Origin of the sequence: Rhodococcus sp. KBS0724 (assembly GCF_005938745.2) — a bacterium.
Classification (GTDB): domain Bacteria; phylum Actinomycetota; class Actinomycetes; order Mycobacteriales; family Mycobacteriaceae; genus Rhodococcus_F.
This window is the reverse complement of the sequence record NZ_VCBX02000001.1, coordinates 825,567-843,227: the sequence shown is the minus strand read 5'-3', so window position 1 is coordinate 843,227 and position 17,661 is coordinate 825,567. Positions and strand designations below refer to the sequence as shown.

Here is a 17,661-nt window from a genome sequence, read left to right as displayed (position 1 = left end):
AAACTTCTGAAAGCGTTATCTCTGTTCTGGTTTCAGCTCTACCCACAAGCCTTCAACATCAGCGACAAGGATGTCTCCGTCGTACATCGCGCCCCGCATGAACCGTTTCCGCCCGTCCTGACCGACAAACTCTGCCTCCACTCGCAGCACCGCGTCGAGTGGAGCCAACGCGCGATAGTTCACGTTGAGATAGGCGGTGCGGCCCCAAGGCCGCCCAGCGCTGTTGGCGAGCCTCGCCAGAATCTCGTCGAAGATCAGCGGCGTGACACCGCCGTTCATCGCATACCGTCCGGAATGGAATCGGCCGACTCTCACATGACCCCGAGCAGTGGTATCGGTAACTTCGTCGATATGCAGCGCCGGAGCCATGGACTGCGCTCGGCCGGCAAGTTCCCAGCGCCGGCCGGCAATCTGCTCGTCTTCGGAGACTTCGAATTCGGCCATCTGCAGTGCGATATCACGCAGCATCCGGGCAGCATCAGCCGCTCCGGCGGGGGTCGGCCTACTACGAGCAACCGATTCTTGAACCGCTCGCAACGCGTCGATCAATTCGGAGAAATCGTCCGCGCGCTCAACCGTCGGCTCGAACGGGTCGATCCAACTCGGATTCCAGAGATCGGACTGCTCAGCTAAATCCGGTATGGCATCCATGTGTCTCCTCAAGGTTGTGCGAGCAGCTCCTGCGCATCACGTGTGATCATCTTGTGAAATACCTGACCCGGCAATTCGTTACGGCCGTAGATCAATTCGTCCACCTGACCGTGCGCCGCATTGTCCGTGATCGTTTTCGTGACGAACCAGTCCTCGTCGTGCAGAGTCTCCATGAGCAGTTCCCAGTTCTTCTCGAGCACCCGCTTCTCACGCGGGGTTTCCGGTTCTTTGGGAGAAAGAAGACGAATCGTGCAGTACGAGACGTTCGGATCTTCGGTATCGGGGACGATGGTCCACACCTCGAAGTGATTGGGTTCCGTGACGAGCATGGTCCCGGGGTAGATCGTGTAATTCGCGAGCGAGTAGTCGCGAACGTCGAACGAATCCGGGTCTGCATCGCGAACCTCGGTAATCGACTTGCGTGCCACGACGATTCGCCACGACCGATCGACGAGATCGAATGCGGTGATGTTGCCTTCGAGATAGTTGCACACCGTCTTGGTGTGAAGTTGGCACAGGTGGTACGAGTCCTGCACGCCGTCCACGGCGATCTTCCAGTTCATGCCGAGTTTCCACGTTTCCTTCCGAACCTGGAACGAGTCGGCCATACCGGTCGCGATCACCTCGGCGTCGTGCTTGGAGCCCAGGGTGTGCTCGATGTTCAGGTCGGCACCAACCGTCGGCACCACCCACACGAGGCCGTGGCGCACCTCGCACGGGAACTCGACCAGCCCGTACTGCTGGCGGTCCATTCCCTCGAAACCCTCCGCGTGCGGCATTCCACGTAGGTCACCGCCGCGTCCGTACGCCCAATTGTGGTACGGGCAACTGAAGATTCGCTTACATCCGGATTCGGCGAACTCGACCTTGGCACCACGGTGGCGGCACACGTTCGAGAACGCCTTGACGCTTCCGTCTGACTGCTTGACCACCAGCAGCGGGGTTCCGATGAGATCCGTAGTGACAAAGTCACCCGTCTTCTTCAACTCGTCCACGTGGGCGACGATGTGCGGGAAGCGTCGAACCACTTCCCGTTCGCGCGCTGCGAGCTCGGGGTCGTCGAACGCCGAAAACGGAACGCGCATCATATCTTCCGCATAGTCAGTCGTGTTGTTGTCCACATGGGAGATAAGGCGCCTGGTGAGTTCGATCTTGTCTTCACGCTCCATGCATGCAGCCTGACACATGAGACAATGATTGTCTAGTGCCTCACTGGGATGTGTAGCGGTATTGTTCACCGATGACCTCAAAGACGGAACCCGATGCGTCGACCGACGTGACGATCGCAATCCTGAATGCGGCAGAGTCGTGCTTCGAACGATTCGGCATGACAAAAACGACCATGGCCGACGTGGCCAGAGCCGCAAAGATCTCACGGGCAACGGTGTATCGGTATTTCACCGATCGCGAAGCTCTGATCACGGCGTCGATCGTGCGACGCGCGCAGGTGAACATGGGACCAGCACGTGCGTTCATTGCAAGCTTGCCCACGATCGAGGAGCAGATAGTCGAGGGCATCTGTAGAGACGTACAGAGCGGTCGCCAGGACCCTGTCGTCAATATGCTGGTCTCACCGGAGGAGATGGAGTTGTCGACCAAACTCCTCAACGAATCGGGAAAGGCAATCGAACTGACCTACGAGTTGTGGGGACCGATTTTTTCCGACGCCCAGGATAACGGCAAGATACGCGCCGACCTCGATCTGCGCCTGCTGTGCGAGTGGATCTCCGAGATCGAAATCATGTACATCAGCGCACTCACCGACGACGACGCCGCCTTGGATCGATTCAAGTACAAGATGCGCCACTTCTTCGTGCCGGCGCTTCTCCCCCACTGATCCGGATCACTTCATACGGGCGTTGACGAACTGAGGGCGAACGACCAATGGTCGTTCGCCCTCACACTTACGTAGTGCGATCACGAGGTGAACCCGGCCGCGATGTCGCGGCCGATGATCTCCTTCATGATTTCGGTTGTGCCGCCGTAGATGGTCTGAATGCGCGTATCCACGTAGGAACGTCCGATCGGATACTCCATCATGTAACCGTATCCACCGTGCAACTGCACACATCGATCGACCACTCGCTTCTGCAACTCCGTGGCCCACCACTTCGCCTTCGACGCATCGACAGCAGTCAATTCCCCGGCGTTGAGTGCCAGGACGCATCGGTCGACATGAGATTCGGTGACCTCGATCTCGGTCGACATCTCCGCGAGCGCGAACCGAGTGTTCTGCAAGTCCCCGATCCGCTTTCCGAACGCCTTGCGGTCGAACACATACCTGCTCGTCCAGTCGTAAGCCGATCGAGCTGCAGCAATCGCGTTGACCGCAATGGACAGTCGCTCGAGGGGCAGGCGCTCCATCAGGTGCACAAACCCACGCCCTTCGGTGCCGAGCAGATTGGTTGCAGGTACCCGGACGTTCTCGAAAACCAGCTCCGCAGTGTCCTGAGCGGCAAGGCCGACCTTATGTAATTTCCGCCCACGACTGAATCCCTCCATCCCTCGCTCGACTACGAGCAACGAGAATCCTCGCGATCCCGCGCTGGGGTCGGTCCGCGCCACGACGATCACCAGATCGGCATGAATACCGTTGGTGATAAACGTTTTCTGGCCGTTCAGGATCCAGTGATCGCCATCGCGAACTGCACTACTCTTGACACCTTGCAGATCGCTTCCCGCGCCAGGCTCCGTCATGGCAATCGCGCCGATCAGTTCACCGACCGCCATGCCCGGCAACCATCGTCGCTTCTGTTCCTCGGTGCCAAGGTCCTTGATGTACGGGATCGCAATGTCGTCCTGCAGAGTGACACTCTGTCCGAACGACGTGGTTGCCGTACGCGCAATTTCCTCGGAGACCACACACCGGAAGCGATAGTCCGTAACTCCGGAACCCCCGAACTCCTCAGGTACCGAGAGACCGATTATGCCGGACTTACCGGCCCCGAGCCACGCGGATCGGTCGATGAGCCGATCGGCTTCCCACTGTTCGTAATACGGTTCGACCTCACGAGCCAGGAACTCGCGAACCGTGTCCCGGTACGCGTCGTGGTCCGCCTCGAAGAGCCTGCGTTGCATGGTTATTCTCCTAAACGTTGATCTGCTGAGGGTCAGGCGTTTATCGGATCGAGGACACCGACAAGTCGCTCAGCGATCAGAGCTTCGGACTCGGCAATCATGCGATCAACCAAGTCACCGACAGTGGGGATATCGTGGATCAATCCCTGCGCAGTTCCGACGGTCCAGATGCCGGCCTCGGGATCACCGTTCTCGTACACGGTTCTGCCCCGCGCACCCGCAACCAGATCTCGAACATCCTCGAATTGACCACCGTTGGAGAGAATCTCGACCACTTCGCGGCTCACGCTGTTGCGCGCTACACGGGCGGTATTACGCAATGACCGGAAAATCAGTTCGGTGTCGACCTCGGTGGCGGCCACGATCGCCTCCTTGATGTTGCGGTGAATCGGCGATTCTTCGGTACACATGAACCGTGTGCCCATATTGATGCCGTCGGCTCCAAGCGCCAAGGCGGCGACCAACCCTCTCGCATCGGCAAATCCGCCGGAAGCGATCATCGGAATGCTGATCTGTTCAGCCGCTGCGGCAATGAGCACCAAGCCTGGTACGTCGTCTTCTCCTGGGTGACCGGCACATTCGAACCCGTCGATACTGATGCCGTCGACGCCGAGGGTCTGAGCCTTTACCGCATGTCGGACGCTGGTGCACTTGTGGAGAACCTTCACCCCGGCCGCGTGGAATTGAGACAGATGCGGTCCGGGATTCGAGCCGGCAGTCTCGACGATCTTGATCCCGGAATCGATGATGACGTGGCGATATTCGTCGTACGGCGGGGGTGTGATCGCAGGGAGAATAGTGAGATTGACACCGAAGGGCTGATCGGTGAGCTCACGGGTTCGTGCAATTTCCTCGGCAAGATCTTCCGGAGTCGGCTGAGTCAGCGCAGTGATCATCCCCAGCGCCCCGGAGTTCGCGACGGCCGCCACCAATTCGGCTCTCCCGACCCACTGCATGCCGCCCTGCACGATGGGATGACGAACTCCGAAGGTCTTGGTGAAAGCAGTGGTCAGCACAGAACGGCTCCTTGCGAATCAGGTGATTGTCAGTCAGATCAGATGTGTTGGTGGAGAATCAGATACGTTCGATGATGGTCGCGTTTGCCATTCCGGCGCCCTCACACATCGTCTGCAATCCGTACCGACCACCGGTAGCCTCCAGATGGCACACCAGAGTGCTCAGCAAGCGAGTACCCGACGATCCCAAGGCATGTCCGAGTGCGATCGCGCCACCCCAGGGGTTGAGCTTGGCCGGATCGGCACCGAACTCGTGAGCCCAGGCCAACGGCACCGGCGCAAACGCCTCGTTGACTTCGTAGGCGTCGAGGTCGTCGATGCTCAGACCTGACCGGGCAAGCACCTTGTGGGTTGCCGGGATCGGCGCAGTAAGCATGAATACCGGATCGTCGCCGGCCACCGAAAACGCTCGGAACCGCGCCCTCGGAGTCAGTCCGAGCTTGGCTGCCATCTCCTCGCTCATGATCAGCACTGCAGATGCGCCGTCCGTCAACGGTGAGGAGTTACCCGGCGTGATCTGCCAGGGCGCCTCGGGAAAACGAGTCGCGTACTCCTCCGTGTAGAAGGACGGCCGTAGTCCCGCCAGGCCATCGGCAGTAGTCGAGGCGCGGACTGTCTCGTCGACTGTGTGCACCACTGTTTCGCCGGCGGCGTTGGTCACCTCGATAGGCAGAATTTCCCTGTCGAAGTATCCGCTCGCCGCGGCAGTAACAGCGCGCTGATGCGACTGGGCAGAAAAAGCATCGAGAGTCTCGCGGTCAAGCTTCCACTTCGCTGAGATCAGCTCTGCCGAAATGCCCTGATTTACCAAGCCTTCCGGGTAACGTGCGGCGATCCCAGGTCCAGACGAGTCCTGCCCCATCGACGCCGTGCCCATCGGAACCCTGCTCATCGACTCGACACCGGCCGCGATCACCATGTCGTAGGCGCCCGCGATCACACCCTGCGCAGCAAAATGAGCGGCTTGCTGACTCGAACCACACTGACGGTCGATCGTCGTTGCCGGCACCGAATCCGGGAATCCGGCCGAAAGCAACGCCGTGCGAGTGATGTTGAGTGACTGTTCACCTACCTGCTGCACGCACCCACCGATCACGTCGTCGACCTGCGCCGGATCGATCCCGTTGCGTTCGACGATGCTCCGCAACACATGTGCCAGGAGTTCAACAGGATGCATTCCCGACAGCGCACCTCCTGGTTTTCCCTTGCCCGAAGCCAGACGAACCACGTCGACGATTACTGCGTTGGTCATGTTGTTTCCTTTGATCGAAGAATGTCGGTGGTGCAGGTCAGCGCGGTGTCAGCGCCCTTGCCACACGGGTGCTCGTTTCTGCGCAAATGCCGCCGGTCCCTCGGCTGCATCGGCACTGGTGAAAACAATTTTCATCGCCTTCGCATTGACCGCCCACACATCCGGTTCCCAATCCGCACCCGACGCAGTCCGATGGATCACCGACTTCGATTCACGTACCGCCAGTGGAGCATTCGCGGCGATCTGCTCAGCCAATTCGAGGGCAACCTCGAGAGCTGTACCCACGGGCGCAACACGATTGACCAAACCCAATTCCTTACCCTGCGCAGCGGTGATCGGTTCACCTGTCAACGCCATTTCCAGGGCCACTTTCCGCGGGATCTGTTGCGCCAACCGGATCACTCCACCGGCTGCGGCGAACAACCCCCTCTTCACCTCGGGAAGACCCAACGACGCCGTCTCGTCGACAACTGCGAGGTCGCTGGCGAGTACCAACTCGGTGCCGCCTCCGAGGGCAAACCCATTCACCGCGGCAATAGTCGGCTTACTGATCCAATGCTCGACGAATCCGGCAAAACCCCACTCGCGATGTCCTCGGGCAGATAGATCCTCACCCCCACCGAGCGCCTTCAGATCTGCGCCGGCGCAGAACGCCCGACCCGCACCCGTGATCACGACGACCCGTACCCGCGGATCGGAATCCGCCTGTTCCAGAAAAGAACCGACCGCCGTCGACAGTGCCTGATTAACAGCATTCAATGCCCGTGGGCGATTGAGTGTGATGATTGCGATTCCGCCGCGGCGCTCATACAGCGCCTCCGACTCGATCACGGTCGACTGGTCGGCCATGCGTGCCCTCCGTAATTGTCGAAAACTGCAGTTCATTCAAACCTACAACAGTTAGATAAGATCGATCAACAGCAGTGCCAATTCGACACCCGATCGGAACCACATGAATAACGCTCTCACCGGCATCGACGTCACCGTCGACGGCAACGTCCTTCGCATCACCGTCAACCGCCCGTCTCGAATGAACGCCGTCATCACCGAATCACTCGACGTCATCGCATCGACACTGAACCACTATCGCAACGACCCTGCAATCAAGGTTGCAGTACTGACAGGAACGGGACGGACATTCTGCACGGGTGCCGATCTGTCGAGCATCGAGGAGATCTCCGACCCACCGTCCCCCGACACCATCGATGCAGCGAACCGCTCCATCACCGAAATTGTCGGGTTTCCCCATCCGGTCATCGCCGCGATCAATGGACCGGCGGCAGGCGTCGGCGTGTCTCTGGCACTCGCATGCGACCTCACCGTCGCAACCGAATCCAGCTATCTTTTGCTCGCATTCACCAAGATCGGGCTGATGCCCGACGGCGGCGCCACTGCACTCGTCGCGGCATCGATCGGGCGCGCCAGAGCCATGCGGATGGCTCTACTCGCAGAACGCCTCCCCGCGGTCAGTGCCGCCGACATCGGGTTGATTGCCGCAACCTATCCGGACGACAGCTTCGCCGAATCCGTCGAGGCATTGACTCGGCAGGTTGCCGAAGGACCCGCTCACGCACTCAGCGCCACGAAGTCCGCGATCAATGCGGCGACTCTCACCGAAATACACAACGCACTACGACGAGAGCGGTCAGGACAGCTCGAATTGATCAGCGAACCCGACTTCAGCGAGGGAGTACAAGCCTTCCGCGAGAAGCGCCCCGCCGCATTCGGTCACGCAATCGGTACCTCAGCGGATGCTCCCGAGACACCTTCGCCAAACCGATGCTTGACGCACCAAGACTAATGGCGATAGTTTATTGATCGAGAGGGTCGCCGACGAGCGGCGCACTACGGTGCACCGCGATTTCGAAACCGGATGCAATACAGCACATTCGACGGCATGCACCCCGAGAACTCAGCATGGACGAAGAAGGAGATCCCCATCATGAGCGTCGACCTCGATTTGCAAGGCATCCGTGATCAAGCCCTTCGGAACTTGCTCAACCATCTGAACGACTCCGTCACCGACCAGTGGAACGAGATCGCCCCGTTCGAGGCCGTCGACTACACGGATCCCGCGCGGGCCGAACTGGAACGGGACAAGATCTTCGGCGAAACTCCGTTCATCGTGGCGCACACCTCGGAACTCGCGGGAAAAAACGACTTCATATCGGCCGAACTCCCACGCAACAAGGTGGTGGTTGTCAGGCAGAAGGACGGTAGCGTCAAGGCGTTCGTCAACGCGTGCCGACACCGTGGCGCTCAGCTCGTGTCGGAAGAATCCGGGAAGTGCCGCATCTTCTCATGTGTCTACCATCGGTGGTCATACGATCCCAACGGCGAACTTCGCACGGTCACGCTGGACAAGACATTCGGCGACTTCGACCGCTCGAAGTTCGGACTGGTCGAGATACCGGTCGAAGAACGTCACGGATTCATCTGGGTGATCGACAATGCTCAACGAGAAATCGACGTAGCAGCCTGGCTGGGAGCAGAAATGGACGCGATTCTCGCCGACTTCAACGTCGAGAAACTCGTCAGCATCGATCCCCATACCTATCGCCGTCCCACGAACTGGAAGATTCTGCAAGACGGTTTTCTCGACAATTACCACGTGAAGTACGCGCATCCCAACACTGCCGGAAAGATGTTGCACACCAATGCCGTAACGCTGCAGGACTACGGTCGACACTTCTGGTTCCTCACCGGACGAAAGAGTGTCGACCAGTTTATCGGTCACGACGTCACGTGGGACGAGTCAATGGAGAAGCATACGATCGAAAGTTGTTACCTCGCACCGAATACCATGCTGCTCAAACACGCCACTCACATCGAGATCCTGACGTTCCGTCCGGTAGAGGCAAATCCCAACGAATCGATCATGCAGATGCGGATACTCGCCCCTACTGTCCAGGACAGCGGGTTGGCCCAGGAACACTGGAAGAAACGCTGGAAGAAGAACTGGAACTTTCTGGTCTCGATCCTCCACGATGAAGACTTCCCCATCCTCGACGGTTCACAACGAGTGCTGTCGAGCATGGACGCCGGAACCATGTTGCTCGGCCGAAACGAATTGTCCAGTCATCTCTTTCGACGCGAAGTAGACAGGCTCATCTACGGGGCGTCGGAGGCCTGACCATGCCGGAGACATCCAGCCTCGAGGAGCCCTCCGTCATCTCGCTGAACTGGTACCGGGGCCTCCCCACCGGCGCCGCCGTCGGCTTGCTGGATCGCGCCCGAGCCGCCGACGCCGAGATGGACTTCTCCGCCCCCCACCGGCAATCCACGCCGGCATCCGCGCACTACGTCACCGCCGAAGTTCGCACGCTCCTGCATCGTTGGAATGCGCCCGTATCGAGCGAACCCCAGTTGGCAGCAGTACTGACCGTGATCACGACACCGGAACAGATCGCCACGATCGACTTCACAGTCGATCCGGATTTTCGTTCGACCGGGGTCGCTACTGCTGTGTTCGAAGAACTCGGCAATGAAGAATCGGAATCCAGACAATGGATCGGCAGCGGCATCACAGCGTTCCTCGGTTGTGCGTACGGTTCGCATCCAGCCGCCCTGCGCCTCGGAATGCGCTTCGATGCGGTCGTGATTGGCGAACGACATCACCTTCTGCTTCCCTCCCACCGCGACTACCGCCATTCCCGGGCGGTATCGAATTCAGCCCGCACTGCCGCCGTGCACATCGATGAACGCCGCGAAGAGCAGGTTGCCGCAACCGTCTGGGACCAACTCAGGGACAAGCGAACTCGTCCGGCCACACGGATCGTCAGCAACACCGCGACGGTCGATGTGGACGTGCACAGCGGGGTGGGAACGATCCAGAAGCTGACGATGACGGAACCACGTTCCACGCCAACAGGTTCGGCCTTGATTGCCGCAGTCCGCGCTGCGGTGGATTTCCTCTGGGAACTCGGTGCCGAATCCATCGAAACCACTGTCGACACATCAGACGACGAGCTATTCGGCGCGTTCCGATCGGCAGCATTCCAACATGACCGAACCGACCTTCTGTTCTCTCGATCATCGAATTGCATTGAAAGTCAACCGAAGTAGACCTTCACCTCTCGCTGAGACGGCTCTTTACGGAGTTCATACTTACTGTTGACTTCTCGCCTAATGTCATTAGTCTATTGGGAGATCTGGATCACACTCCTGCTCACAGCTAAGGATGTCTTAGATGCCCAGTAACATTCTCCGACCACTCAATGCGTGGGCCACACGCCAGCCCGACGCTGCGGCAATCGAGTGCGGCGATGCACGACTGTCCTGGCAAGAACTCGACAGCGCCGCCGCACACGCAGCAGCCGAACTCATGGCGCACGGCGTCTCACGCGGTGATCGGGTTGCGATCATCGGCCGCAGTTCCACCACGTGGGCGGTGACCGCACTCGGGGTACTCAAACTCGGGGCGATCATCTGTCCACTCAACGAACGAAATGGTCCCGCCGAGATCGGTCCGGCGGTTGAACAACTCGAACCTCGGGTGGTGATCTCAGCAGCTCACGCCAGAGCGGCAGTGGAAACCGCTCTTGCCGAGATTTCCGCAGGGCTCCCCATCCTCGATCTCGATCAGATCGGCGCTTCCTCCGCTGCGATCACGCCGCTGCCGACGCTGCAGGTCGGCGGCAGCGATCCAGTGTGCATTCTGTCCACGTCGGGGTCGACCGGACACCCCAAAGGGGTTGTTTACACCCATGAATCACTACTGAGCGCCTTCTTCGAGTGGTGCCTGCAGGAACCGTCGTTCATGCGGGCCCGGTCACTGAACGTCAGTTCGATGTCGTTTGCTGCGGGACTCCTCAACGGCTTCCTCGGACCTTTGACGCTCGGCGGCAGTGCAGTCTTCCTCCCCGACTGGAATCCCAGCGTCGCCCTGGCACTGATCCGCGACTGCAAAATAACGCATTTGGGCGCCACCACGATCTTCTACGAACAAATGGCCGCTATCCCGGAGTTTGCCGGCGCGGACCTCTCGTCGCTGACAGTCGCTTTCACCGGGGGAAATCCCGTGACGGTGGAACTACTCCGGGCATGGTCGGACAAGGGCGTCGGACTGCGACAGGTATACGGGCTGACCGAATCACAGTCCAACGCAACGATTCCCTCGGTGGACATGGCAATCAATCAGCCCGACAGTGTTGGGCTCGGAGGCGTCCTCAACGAGTTCATGATTGCCGATTCGAATGGAACCCCCTGTGCCCCCGACGTTCCAGGAGAAATCCTGATCTCCGGTCCCGGTATTGCCGCAGGATACTGGCGCAACGACGAACTCACCAAGGCAAATTTCGAGGGCGGTTGGTTGCATACCGGTGACATCGGCACGCGAGACGGCGACGGTGCTATTCGCATTGTCGGCCGGATCAAGGACGTCATCATCTCCGGCGGCATGAATATCTACGCCGCGGAAATCGAACGAGTAATCATGGAGATCCCGGGAATCCTCGAAGTAGCCGTCATCGGCGTGCCCGACGACAGTTTCGGGGAGACACCGGCAGTGCTCCTTCGAACCGCTGGACCACTGACCGCAGAATCCGTCGTCGAGCACTGTCGTGCCCGACTCGCGCGGTACAAGAGCCCGCGGTACGTGGAGTTCCTTACTGATCCGCTACCTCGGACCGCGGGAATGAAGATCAACAAGGCTCCTCTCCGTGTGCAGTTCGGTGACCTGCCCCAACGGGCGGTGCCGATTTCGCCGAGGCACCTGGAAAGCTCCGACCGAGTTTCCTGAGCGGGAGCATTCGTACCGGGCAGGCTGCCGGTAGCCGCGTCACCCACGCCATAATGATGTGAACACTTGCCGCGCGCGTGGGTGACGGCATGAACGGAGTAAGGGTCGGTATGGGCCGGAAACCATTGATACAGCGCGAAACTGTGATTCGTACGGCAATCGAGATTGCCGACACGGACGGGCCGGGGTCGCTGAGCCTCGAACGGATCGCAGCAGCACTCGGAGTGAAGGCTCCATCCCTCTACAATCACTTCTCCGACAAAGCTGACATTCTCGCCGGAGTTGCACGATCCATCGTCATGGAAACTCCGCGAGCACCCGCTCCGGCCGGAGGCGAGTGGAAACAATGGCTGATCGAGGCCTCCGTCCGATTCCGGGAGACACTGCTGAAGCACTCACGGGCCGCTCCACTCGTCGTCGAGTACTTTCCACGCGGTTTGCTCGAAAAGCTGTACGCCGAACATTGCCGAGTCCTGGCCGCTGCGGACGTGCCCACCAACTACCAGATGTTCATTCTCGAATCGACCCATCGGATGACCATCGGGGCTGCAATGTGTGTCGCCACCGGCCGCCCGGCAATGGCCCCATTTGCCAATCCCGACCAGTTCGACGATAAACTGAACGAGTCTATGCAACAGGGAAATTGGTCGGACGCGAAGCTCTTCGCGGAGATGCTGCGGGTGTTCCTGGACGGCGTCGAAGCAGACTACTCACACCGCGAATGACAGTCTGGTCAACCGTCATAGGGACGGATGTCACGACGCAAGCCGCTGGCCCGGAGCACTTGGCGGTCGACGCCGGCGCGCACGGACTCCTCTGTTCCGATCACCCGAACATGAGTCCGCGCGCGAGTGATCGCGGTATACAACAACTCCCGAGTCAGCAGCGACGACGCCTCCGCCGGCAACATGACGGAGACAGTGTCGTATTGACTGCCCTGGCTCCGATGGATCGTCATCGCATAGACCGTTTGCACTGAAGACAATGAACTCGGGTGCAACTGGAAGGTGTTGTCTCCGCGCTGAAATGCTGCCATGAGCACTCCGTCGCCACCATCGACGATCACCCCGGTATCTCCGTTGTAGATACCGACCTCGTAATCGTTGGCTGTGACCAACAGCGGCTGGCCGGGATACCACTGTTCGGGATTCAGGAATTCTCCGGAGGCAGCACCCACCCAGTCCATTGCCTGTTTAGCCCACCGACTGACGCCGTACGGACCGTCGCGGTGTGCGCACAGAAGGCGGTGCGATTCCATCGCTTTCAGCGCTCTCGCCGCGTCACCTTGTTTCGCGAATCCAGTCGCGGAGTCAGAACTCGTGACGATATCGGTGCGCAGCGGGTCCAGATCCTCGGGCGGGTGAAACGACACGTTGGGATCACCGCTACGAAGAATACTGATGACTTCCTCTGCCTTGCCCTCCCGAACCGCGCTCGCCAACTGCGCAATCGTTCCGTCGAATCGTCGGCCGCGGGACAGTTGAACGATGCCGCCGCGGAGACGTTCACGATCTTGCGCGGTGAGTGATTCGGCAGTACCTCCACCTTCCACGTCCTCACCGACAATGTCTGCCAGGGCCTTGTTACCCGCGGCCTTCGACGGTCGTGCAACAAGATCCGCGAGGACCGCACCGGCATCCACCGACGTCAACTGATCGGGATCACCGACCAACAGCAGTCGCGCGTCGGGACGCACCGCCTCGAGTAGTCGAGCCATCAATGTCAACGACACCATCGATGTCTCGTCCACCACGATCACATCGAACGGCAGTCGGTTGGACGCGTTGTACTTGAATCGGCTGGAACTGCCCCGTTGCCAGCCCAACAAACGGTGCAGCGTCATCGCCGTCAGGTCTCCGGGAAGCTTCAACTGCTGCGCCTGCTCCCGCACCGACTCCTGCAGTCGCGCAGCCGCTTTGCCGGTTGGCGCAGCCAGTCCGATTCGTAAACCGCTGCCGTGCTCGTCGAGAAGTAGCGCAAGAATACGTGCAACCGTATGGGTTTTCCCGGTACCCGGGCCACCGGCGATAACCGTGGTCCAGTGTGTGAGCGACAGGGCCGCCGCGATGCGCTGCCGGTCAGGGCCACTGGCGGAACCTGAATCCCCCTGGAAAGTTGCCTGCAATCGGATACGCGCCTGTTCGGTGTCGACCACCGGATGTGTCTCGGCTCGCTCGTCGAGCACTCGACGAATTGTCTGCTCCTGCAGAAAATACCGGTCGAGGTACAGCAACTCCCCGTCGTCGGTGTCGACAAGCCGCAGCGGTCGCAGCGGCCCGGCCGTTCCGCCGATCACCAGGGGGCTCGACCGCAGCGCGGTGATCACCGCTTCAGGTTCCGGCCAGGGCAACGCGGCAAGGTCGGCTTCGGTAGCCCCGTCGACGCTGACATCGCGCATGCGTCGTAGATCCAGGCACACCGATCCCGAGCGCACTGCGCGAACCGCCAATGCCGCCACCAGCGTCACGTCAAGCGACGGTTCGCCACCCAGCGTGCACAATCTGACAGCAACGTGGACGTCAGCGGCCAGAAGAACCCCGGCCTCGTTGAACGTGCGCACGATCCCACGGGCTCGCTGAGCCAACTGCGCTTCGGTCATGAGAACTCCAATGCGCCGGAAGAAGATCGGCCTGCGAGCAGATCCGACAACTCGACGATAAGCGCGGCCGGCGGTTTCCACTCGAATACACCGCATTCCGGCGGACTGTCCGGTCCGAGCATCCCGCGAACAAACTGATACTGCGCTCCGCCCAGGTGCCGCCCCGGATCGTAATCCGTGAGTCGCCACCGCAGATACCGATGCAGTGCAACCGAGTACAGCAGAGCTTGAAGCGGGTAGTGCGAGCGAATCATCTCAGCCGCCATCAGGTCCCGGGTGTAATGCGCAGCTGTGAGATCTCCGCGCCCCAGCCTGTTGGTCTTGTAGTCGACGATAACGAACGACGGCCCCGGAATGCGCAGTACCGCGTCGATACTGCCCGTCAGGAATCCCCGCATCGGCACAGCGTCGACGCGGCCAAGGTGATCGGCATAGCTCACCAGAATGTCGTCGTGCGGCAGATGCTTTCGGAGCAGCTCGGCTACCTGGCGCAACGTGACCGTCATCGATACCGGATCGTCCCCACCGGCCAGCGGCAACTCGAAGTCCAATTCCGGCAGTCGATCCGAAGGATCGATCGTCGCCAAGGTCCCGAAGCCCAACGGCGTGTGCATGACAGCAAGCAGGGCGTCCGCCAGCGCACCCGGATCGAGGTCCGCGGCCCGCGCGGCGACCGCGGCCACACATCGCGTCTCGAGTTCGCTACGTAGATCCGCAGCGGAGGTATCGACAACTTCGAGAATTTCGTGAACCAGCGTGCCGAACGCAGCGCCGGCGGGTAGCCCGTTCATCGGCGACGGGAACTCCTCAAGCGGAGAGGCTTCTACAGTGCCGACGTCCACGAAAGCGCCGACGTCCACGAAGTCCTCCGGTTCGTCGTCCTTCCCCGGATCCTCGACCTCACTTCCGCTGAGCGGGGCATGATGAGCGCCCGCCGTCAACGCCGAGTACGACGTCCGGCGCCACAGTGTGTCCAGGTCACGATCGAAGTGGGCCGCCTCCAATTCGTAGGTCTGCGAAACGGATTCGGACCAACGATCGACCGACGGTGGGTGCGGACCGACCGACTCGACGGAAATCACATCGGAGCGGTCTGCAGGCCACGATTCCAATCGTGTGGCAATGGCGCCGTCGTCGAGGACTTTCACCACTCGGGCAGGCTCCACGATTCCGGGGGTGCGCCCGAGCAGCAACCTGTGCAACGCAGACCGTGATGTGCCGAATGCCGGTGCCCACCAGAGAACAAGCTGACACTGCGCCCGGGTGAGTGCCACGTACAGCAGACGCAACTCTTCGCCGGCTCCCTCCGTTTCCGCGGTCAACTTCCGGGCGTTGTATCCCGGCCCTTCCGCCCCACCGACGTCGAGAATCCGGCGTCCGTCGCCATCGTGGAGCATCTGGGTAGCGCCGGCGAATCCGCCGACGCTGTCCCAACCGAAGGGCACGTACACAATCGGAAACTCGAGGCCCTTGCTGGCGTGCACCGTGGCAATCTGTACTGCCGCTGCGTCACTGTCCAGGCGCCGGCTGCGATCACTCACGCTTCCCGACGCCGGGTCCTTGATGCGATCCCCCAGCCATCGCACCAGTGCACTCAACCCGAACGATTCTTCGGCCGCAACTCGGCCGAGCAATTGCGCCACGTGGCGCAGGTCGGTGAAATCACGTTCGCCGGACGGCGATGACAGTATCCTTCTCTCCAAACCTGTTTCACCGGAGATTCTTTCGAATACCGCGGCAAACCCGATGCGTTGGAACAACTCGGCAAACAGGCGCAATTGCCCCGACACGGCAGCCACAATTGCGTCGCCGTCGGAATCCATTGCCTCCGGCGTATGTCCCAGAATCGGCGACAGGGCCGCCAGCCGGACCCGATCTGCGCGGTGAGGCTGTTCGACGGCCTGCAACAGCCACAGCCAATGTCGTGCGCTCGCTGTCGCGAAGACGCTGGAGCCGCCGGTCAACACCGACGGAACACCGACAAGTTCCAACGCGGCACGAATCATCTCGGCCTGCTTGTGATTACGCACCAGGACTGCGATGTCGCCGGGGACAACCGGCCGTGGATCACCGCCGAGACTCAGCTCGGAACCACTCGAGAGCACGCGCACCACGTCGGCGGCGAGGTCGTCGGCGATTCGGCTCCGCAATCTGCCGACCGCGGGAAACTGCGACCGATTGAGCGGACCTGCGCCGGTTCGCGGCAGATAGCGCAAACGCATCGAAGGCTGAGAGGAAAGCCGGGAAACCTTGTGCGACGCCGCAACCGGGTGAGCTACGATGCTGTCGTTGCCCAGCGCCGCGCCACCGTACAGATGCTCGAGCGCAGCGAGCAGACCCGGATCGCTGCGCCAGTTGGTAGTGAGTTCCTGATGTGAATCTGCCTGCTGAACCGCGTCGAGGTAGCTCAGCACCTCTGCTCCACGGAACGCGTAGATTGCCTGTTTGGGGTCACCGACAAGTACCAGCGTGGTGTGCCCGTGAAACGCGAGGCGCAAGATATCCCATTGCAGAGGGTCGGTGTCCTGGAATTCGTCGATCAGGACGACACGAAACTTCTCGCGCACGCGGCGACAGGCTTCCTGTCCGTAGTCGGGATCAGCGAGTACCCCGTGCAACAAGGTCAGAAGATCGTTGAAGTCACGGATCCCCCTGGCACGTTTGCGTCGTTCGACTTCGTCCCGAGCTGCAGCCGCGAACAACACCCGCTGTCCCGGGATGGTGTCCTCATCGGCATCGGGTTCGAGTACCGCTTGCCCGTCGGCAACCGCACTCCGCGCGATAACCAGCGCGTCCTTCACGGAAAACGGTGGGGACGTATCGAGGGCGCTGTAGCGGACCAGGTAGAGATCGGACACAACTTCGTCGATCAGATCGTCGACCGATTCCACAAACGTCGCATCCGGTTCCCGTTCACCCGCGATACCCAAACCGTCGAGCATCCGCTGACAGAAGCTGTGCGTCGTGGTCATGGTGCCGGAATCGAACTCGGCGAGCGCTTGCAGAAGCCGTCGGCGACGAAGTGACACCTCGTTGCCGGGTGCAGACGCCAGATGACGAACCAACACATCCTCCGAGTAACGAGCACCGTCCGCGTCTGCCAGCGCAGCCGATACTCCGGCGAACCGCTCACGCGTCCGTTCCCGAAGCTCCTGTGTTGCAGCCCTACTGAACGTCACCAACAGTACCTGCGAAATATCCGCTACGCCTTCGGCGACACACCGAGTTGCCAGACCCACAATGGCGTAGGTCTTACCCGTCCCCGCGCTGGCTTCCAATACCGTGGTGCCGGAAGGAAGGGGGCCAAGCAGGTCGAAGTCCATGA

14 protein-coding genes are annotated in these 17,661 nt (G+C 60.5%); 6 read left to right on the top strand and 8 right to left on the bottom strand.

What is annotated here, in order from left to right; all coding sequences use genetic code 11:
* Positions 1-15 precede the first annotated feature (15 nt).
* Positions 16-651, bottom strand: a complete 636-nt coding sequence (locus FFI94_RS03875; RefSeq protein WP_138871819.1) for a PaaI family thioesterase — start codon at positions 649-651, stop codon at positions 16-18.
* A gap of 8 nt (positions 652-659) precedes the next feature.
* On the bottom strand, positions 660-1,820 hold the full coding sequence (locus FFI94_RS03870) for a Rieske 2Fe-2S domain-containing protein (protein WP_138871818.1): 1,161 nt from the start codon (positions 1,818-1,820) through the stop codon (positions 660-662).
* A gap of 71 nt (positions 1,821-1,891) precedes the next feature.
* On the opposite strand from FFI94_RS03870, the gene FFI94_RS03865 reads away from it, so the two are divergent.
* Positions 1,892-2,488 carry a TetR/AcrR family transcriptional regulator gene (locus FFI94_RS03865; RefSeq protein ID WP_138871817.1) on the top strand — a complete coding sequence of 199 codons (597 nt, stop codon included), beginning with the start codon at positions 1,892-1,894 and terminating at the stop codon, positions 2,486-2,488.
* A gap of 80 nt (positions 2,489-2,568) precedes the next feature.
* Here the strand turns inward: FFI94_RS03865 and FFI94_RS03860 are convergent, their stop codons facing one another.
* Genes FFI94_RS03860 through FFI94_RS03845 form a run of 4 tightly spaced genes read right to left on the bottom strand, consistent with a single transcriptional unit; the run spans position 2,569 to position 6,846 of the window.
* The gene (locus tag FFI94_RS03860) at positions 2,569-3,729 is read right to left on the bottom strand and encodes an acyl-CoA dehydrogenase family protein (protein ID WP_138871816.1); all 1,161 of its coding nucleotides are present in this window, start codon (positions 3,727-3,729) and stop codon (positions 2,569-2,571) included.
* A 32-nt stretch (positions 3,730-3,761) separates the two neighbouring features.
* The gene (locus FFI94_RS03855; protein ID WP_138871815.1) at positions 3,762-4,745 is read right to left on the bottom strand and encodes a nitronate monooxygenase family protein; all 984 of its coding nucleotides are present in this window, start codon (positions 4,743-4,745) and stop codon (positions 3,762-3,764) included.
* Positions 4,746-4,803: 58 nt separating this feature from the next.
* Complete coding sequence (locus FFI94_RS03850; RefSeq protein WP_138871814.1) at positions 4,804-5,997, bottom strand: thiolase family protein; 1,194 nt, start codon at positions 5,995-5,997, stop codon at positions 4,804-4,806.
* Between the two features lie 48 nt (positions 5,998-6,045).
* A complete protein-coding gene (locus FFI94_RS03845) occupies positions 6,046-6,846 on the bottom strand; it encodes a crotonase/enoyl-CoA hydratase family protein (protein ID WP_138871813.1) in 801 nt (266 codons plus the stop codon).
* A gap of 103 nt (positions 6,847-6,949) precedes the next feature.
* Between FFI94_RS03845 and FFI94_RS03840 the strand changes: the two genes are divergently transcribed.
* The 5 genes from FFI94_RS03840 (at position 6,950) to FFI94_RS03820 (ending at position 12,462) form a co-directional block, all read left to right on the top strand.
* On the top strand, positions 6,950-7,798 hold the full coding sequence (locus FFI94_RS03840; protein WP_138871812.1) for an enoyl-CoA hydratase: 849 nt from the start codon (positions 6,950-6,952) through the stop codon (positions 7,796-7,798).
* Positions 7,799-7,939: 141 nt separating this feature from the next.
* Positions 7,940-9,130, top strand: a complete 1,191-nt coding sequence (locus FFI94_RS03835; protein ID WP_138871811.1) for an aromatic ring-hydroxylating dioxygenase subunit alpha — start codon at positions 7,940-7,942, stop codon at positions 9,128-9,130.
* Between the two features lie 2 nt (positions 9,131-9,132).
* Positions 9,133-10,062, top strand: coding sequence for a hypothetical protein (locus FFI94_RS03830; protein WP_138871810.1), 930 nt, complete (start codon positions 9,133-9,135; stop codon positions 10,060-10,062).
* 124 nt (positions 10,063-10,186) lie between these two features.
* Positions 10,187-11,737 carry a class I adenylate-forming enzyme family protein gene (locus FFI94_RS03825; RefSeq protein ID WP_138871809.1) on the top strand — a complete coding sequence of 517 codons (1,551 nt, stop codon included), beginning with the start codon at positions 10,187-10,189 and terminating at the stop codon, positions 11,735-11,737.
* A gap of 89 nt (positions 11,738-11,826) precedes the next feature.
* Complete coding sequence (locus tag FFI94_RS03820) at positions 11,827-12,462, top strand: TetR/AcrR family transcriptional regulator (RefSeq protein WP_260683835.1); 636 nt, start codon at positions 11,827-11,829, stop codon at positions 12,460-12,462.
* An 8-nt stretch (positions 12,463-12,470) separates the two neighbouring features.
* Here the strand turns inward: FFI94_RS03820 and recD are convergent, their stop codons facing one another.
* Positions 12,471-14,336 (bottom strand): exodeoxyribonuclease V subunit alpha, encoded by a 1,866-nt coding sequence (gene recD / locus FFI94_RS03815; protein ID WP_138871808.1) that lies wholly within the window; start codon positions 14,334-14,336, stop codon positions 12,471-12,473.
* Positions 14,333-17,659: a UvrD-helicase domain-containing protein gene (locus tag FFI94_RS03810; protein ID WP_138871807.1), complete on the bottom strand. Its 3,327-nt coding sequence runs from the start codon at positions 17,657-17,659 to the stop codon at positions 14,333-14,335. Before FFI94_RS03810 ends, recD begins: the two co-directional genes overlap by 4 nt.
* Positions 17,660-17,661: the final 2 nt, after the last annotated feature.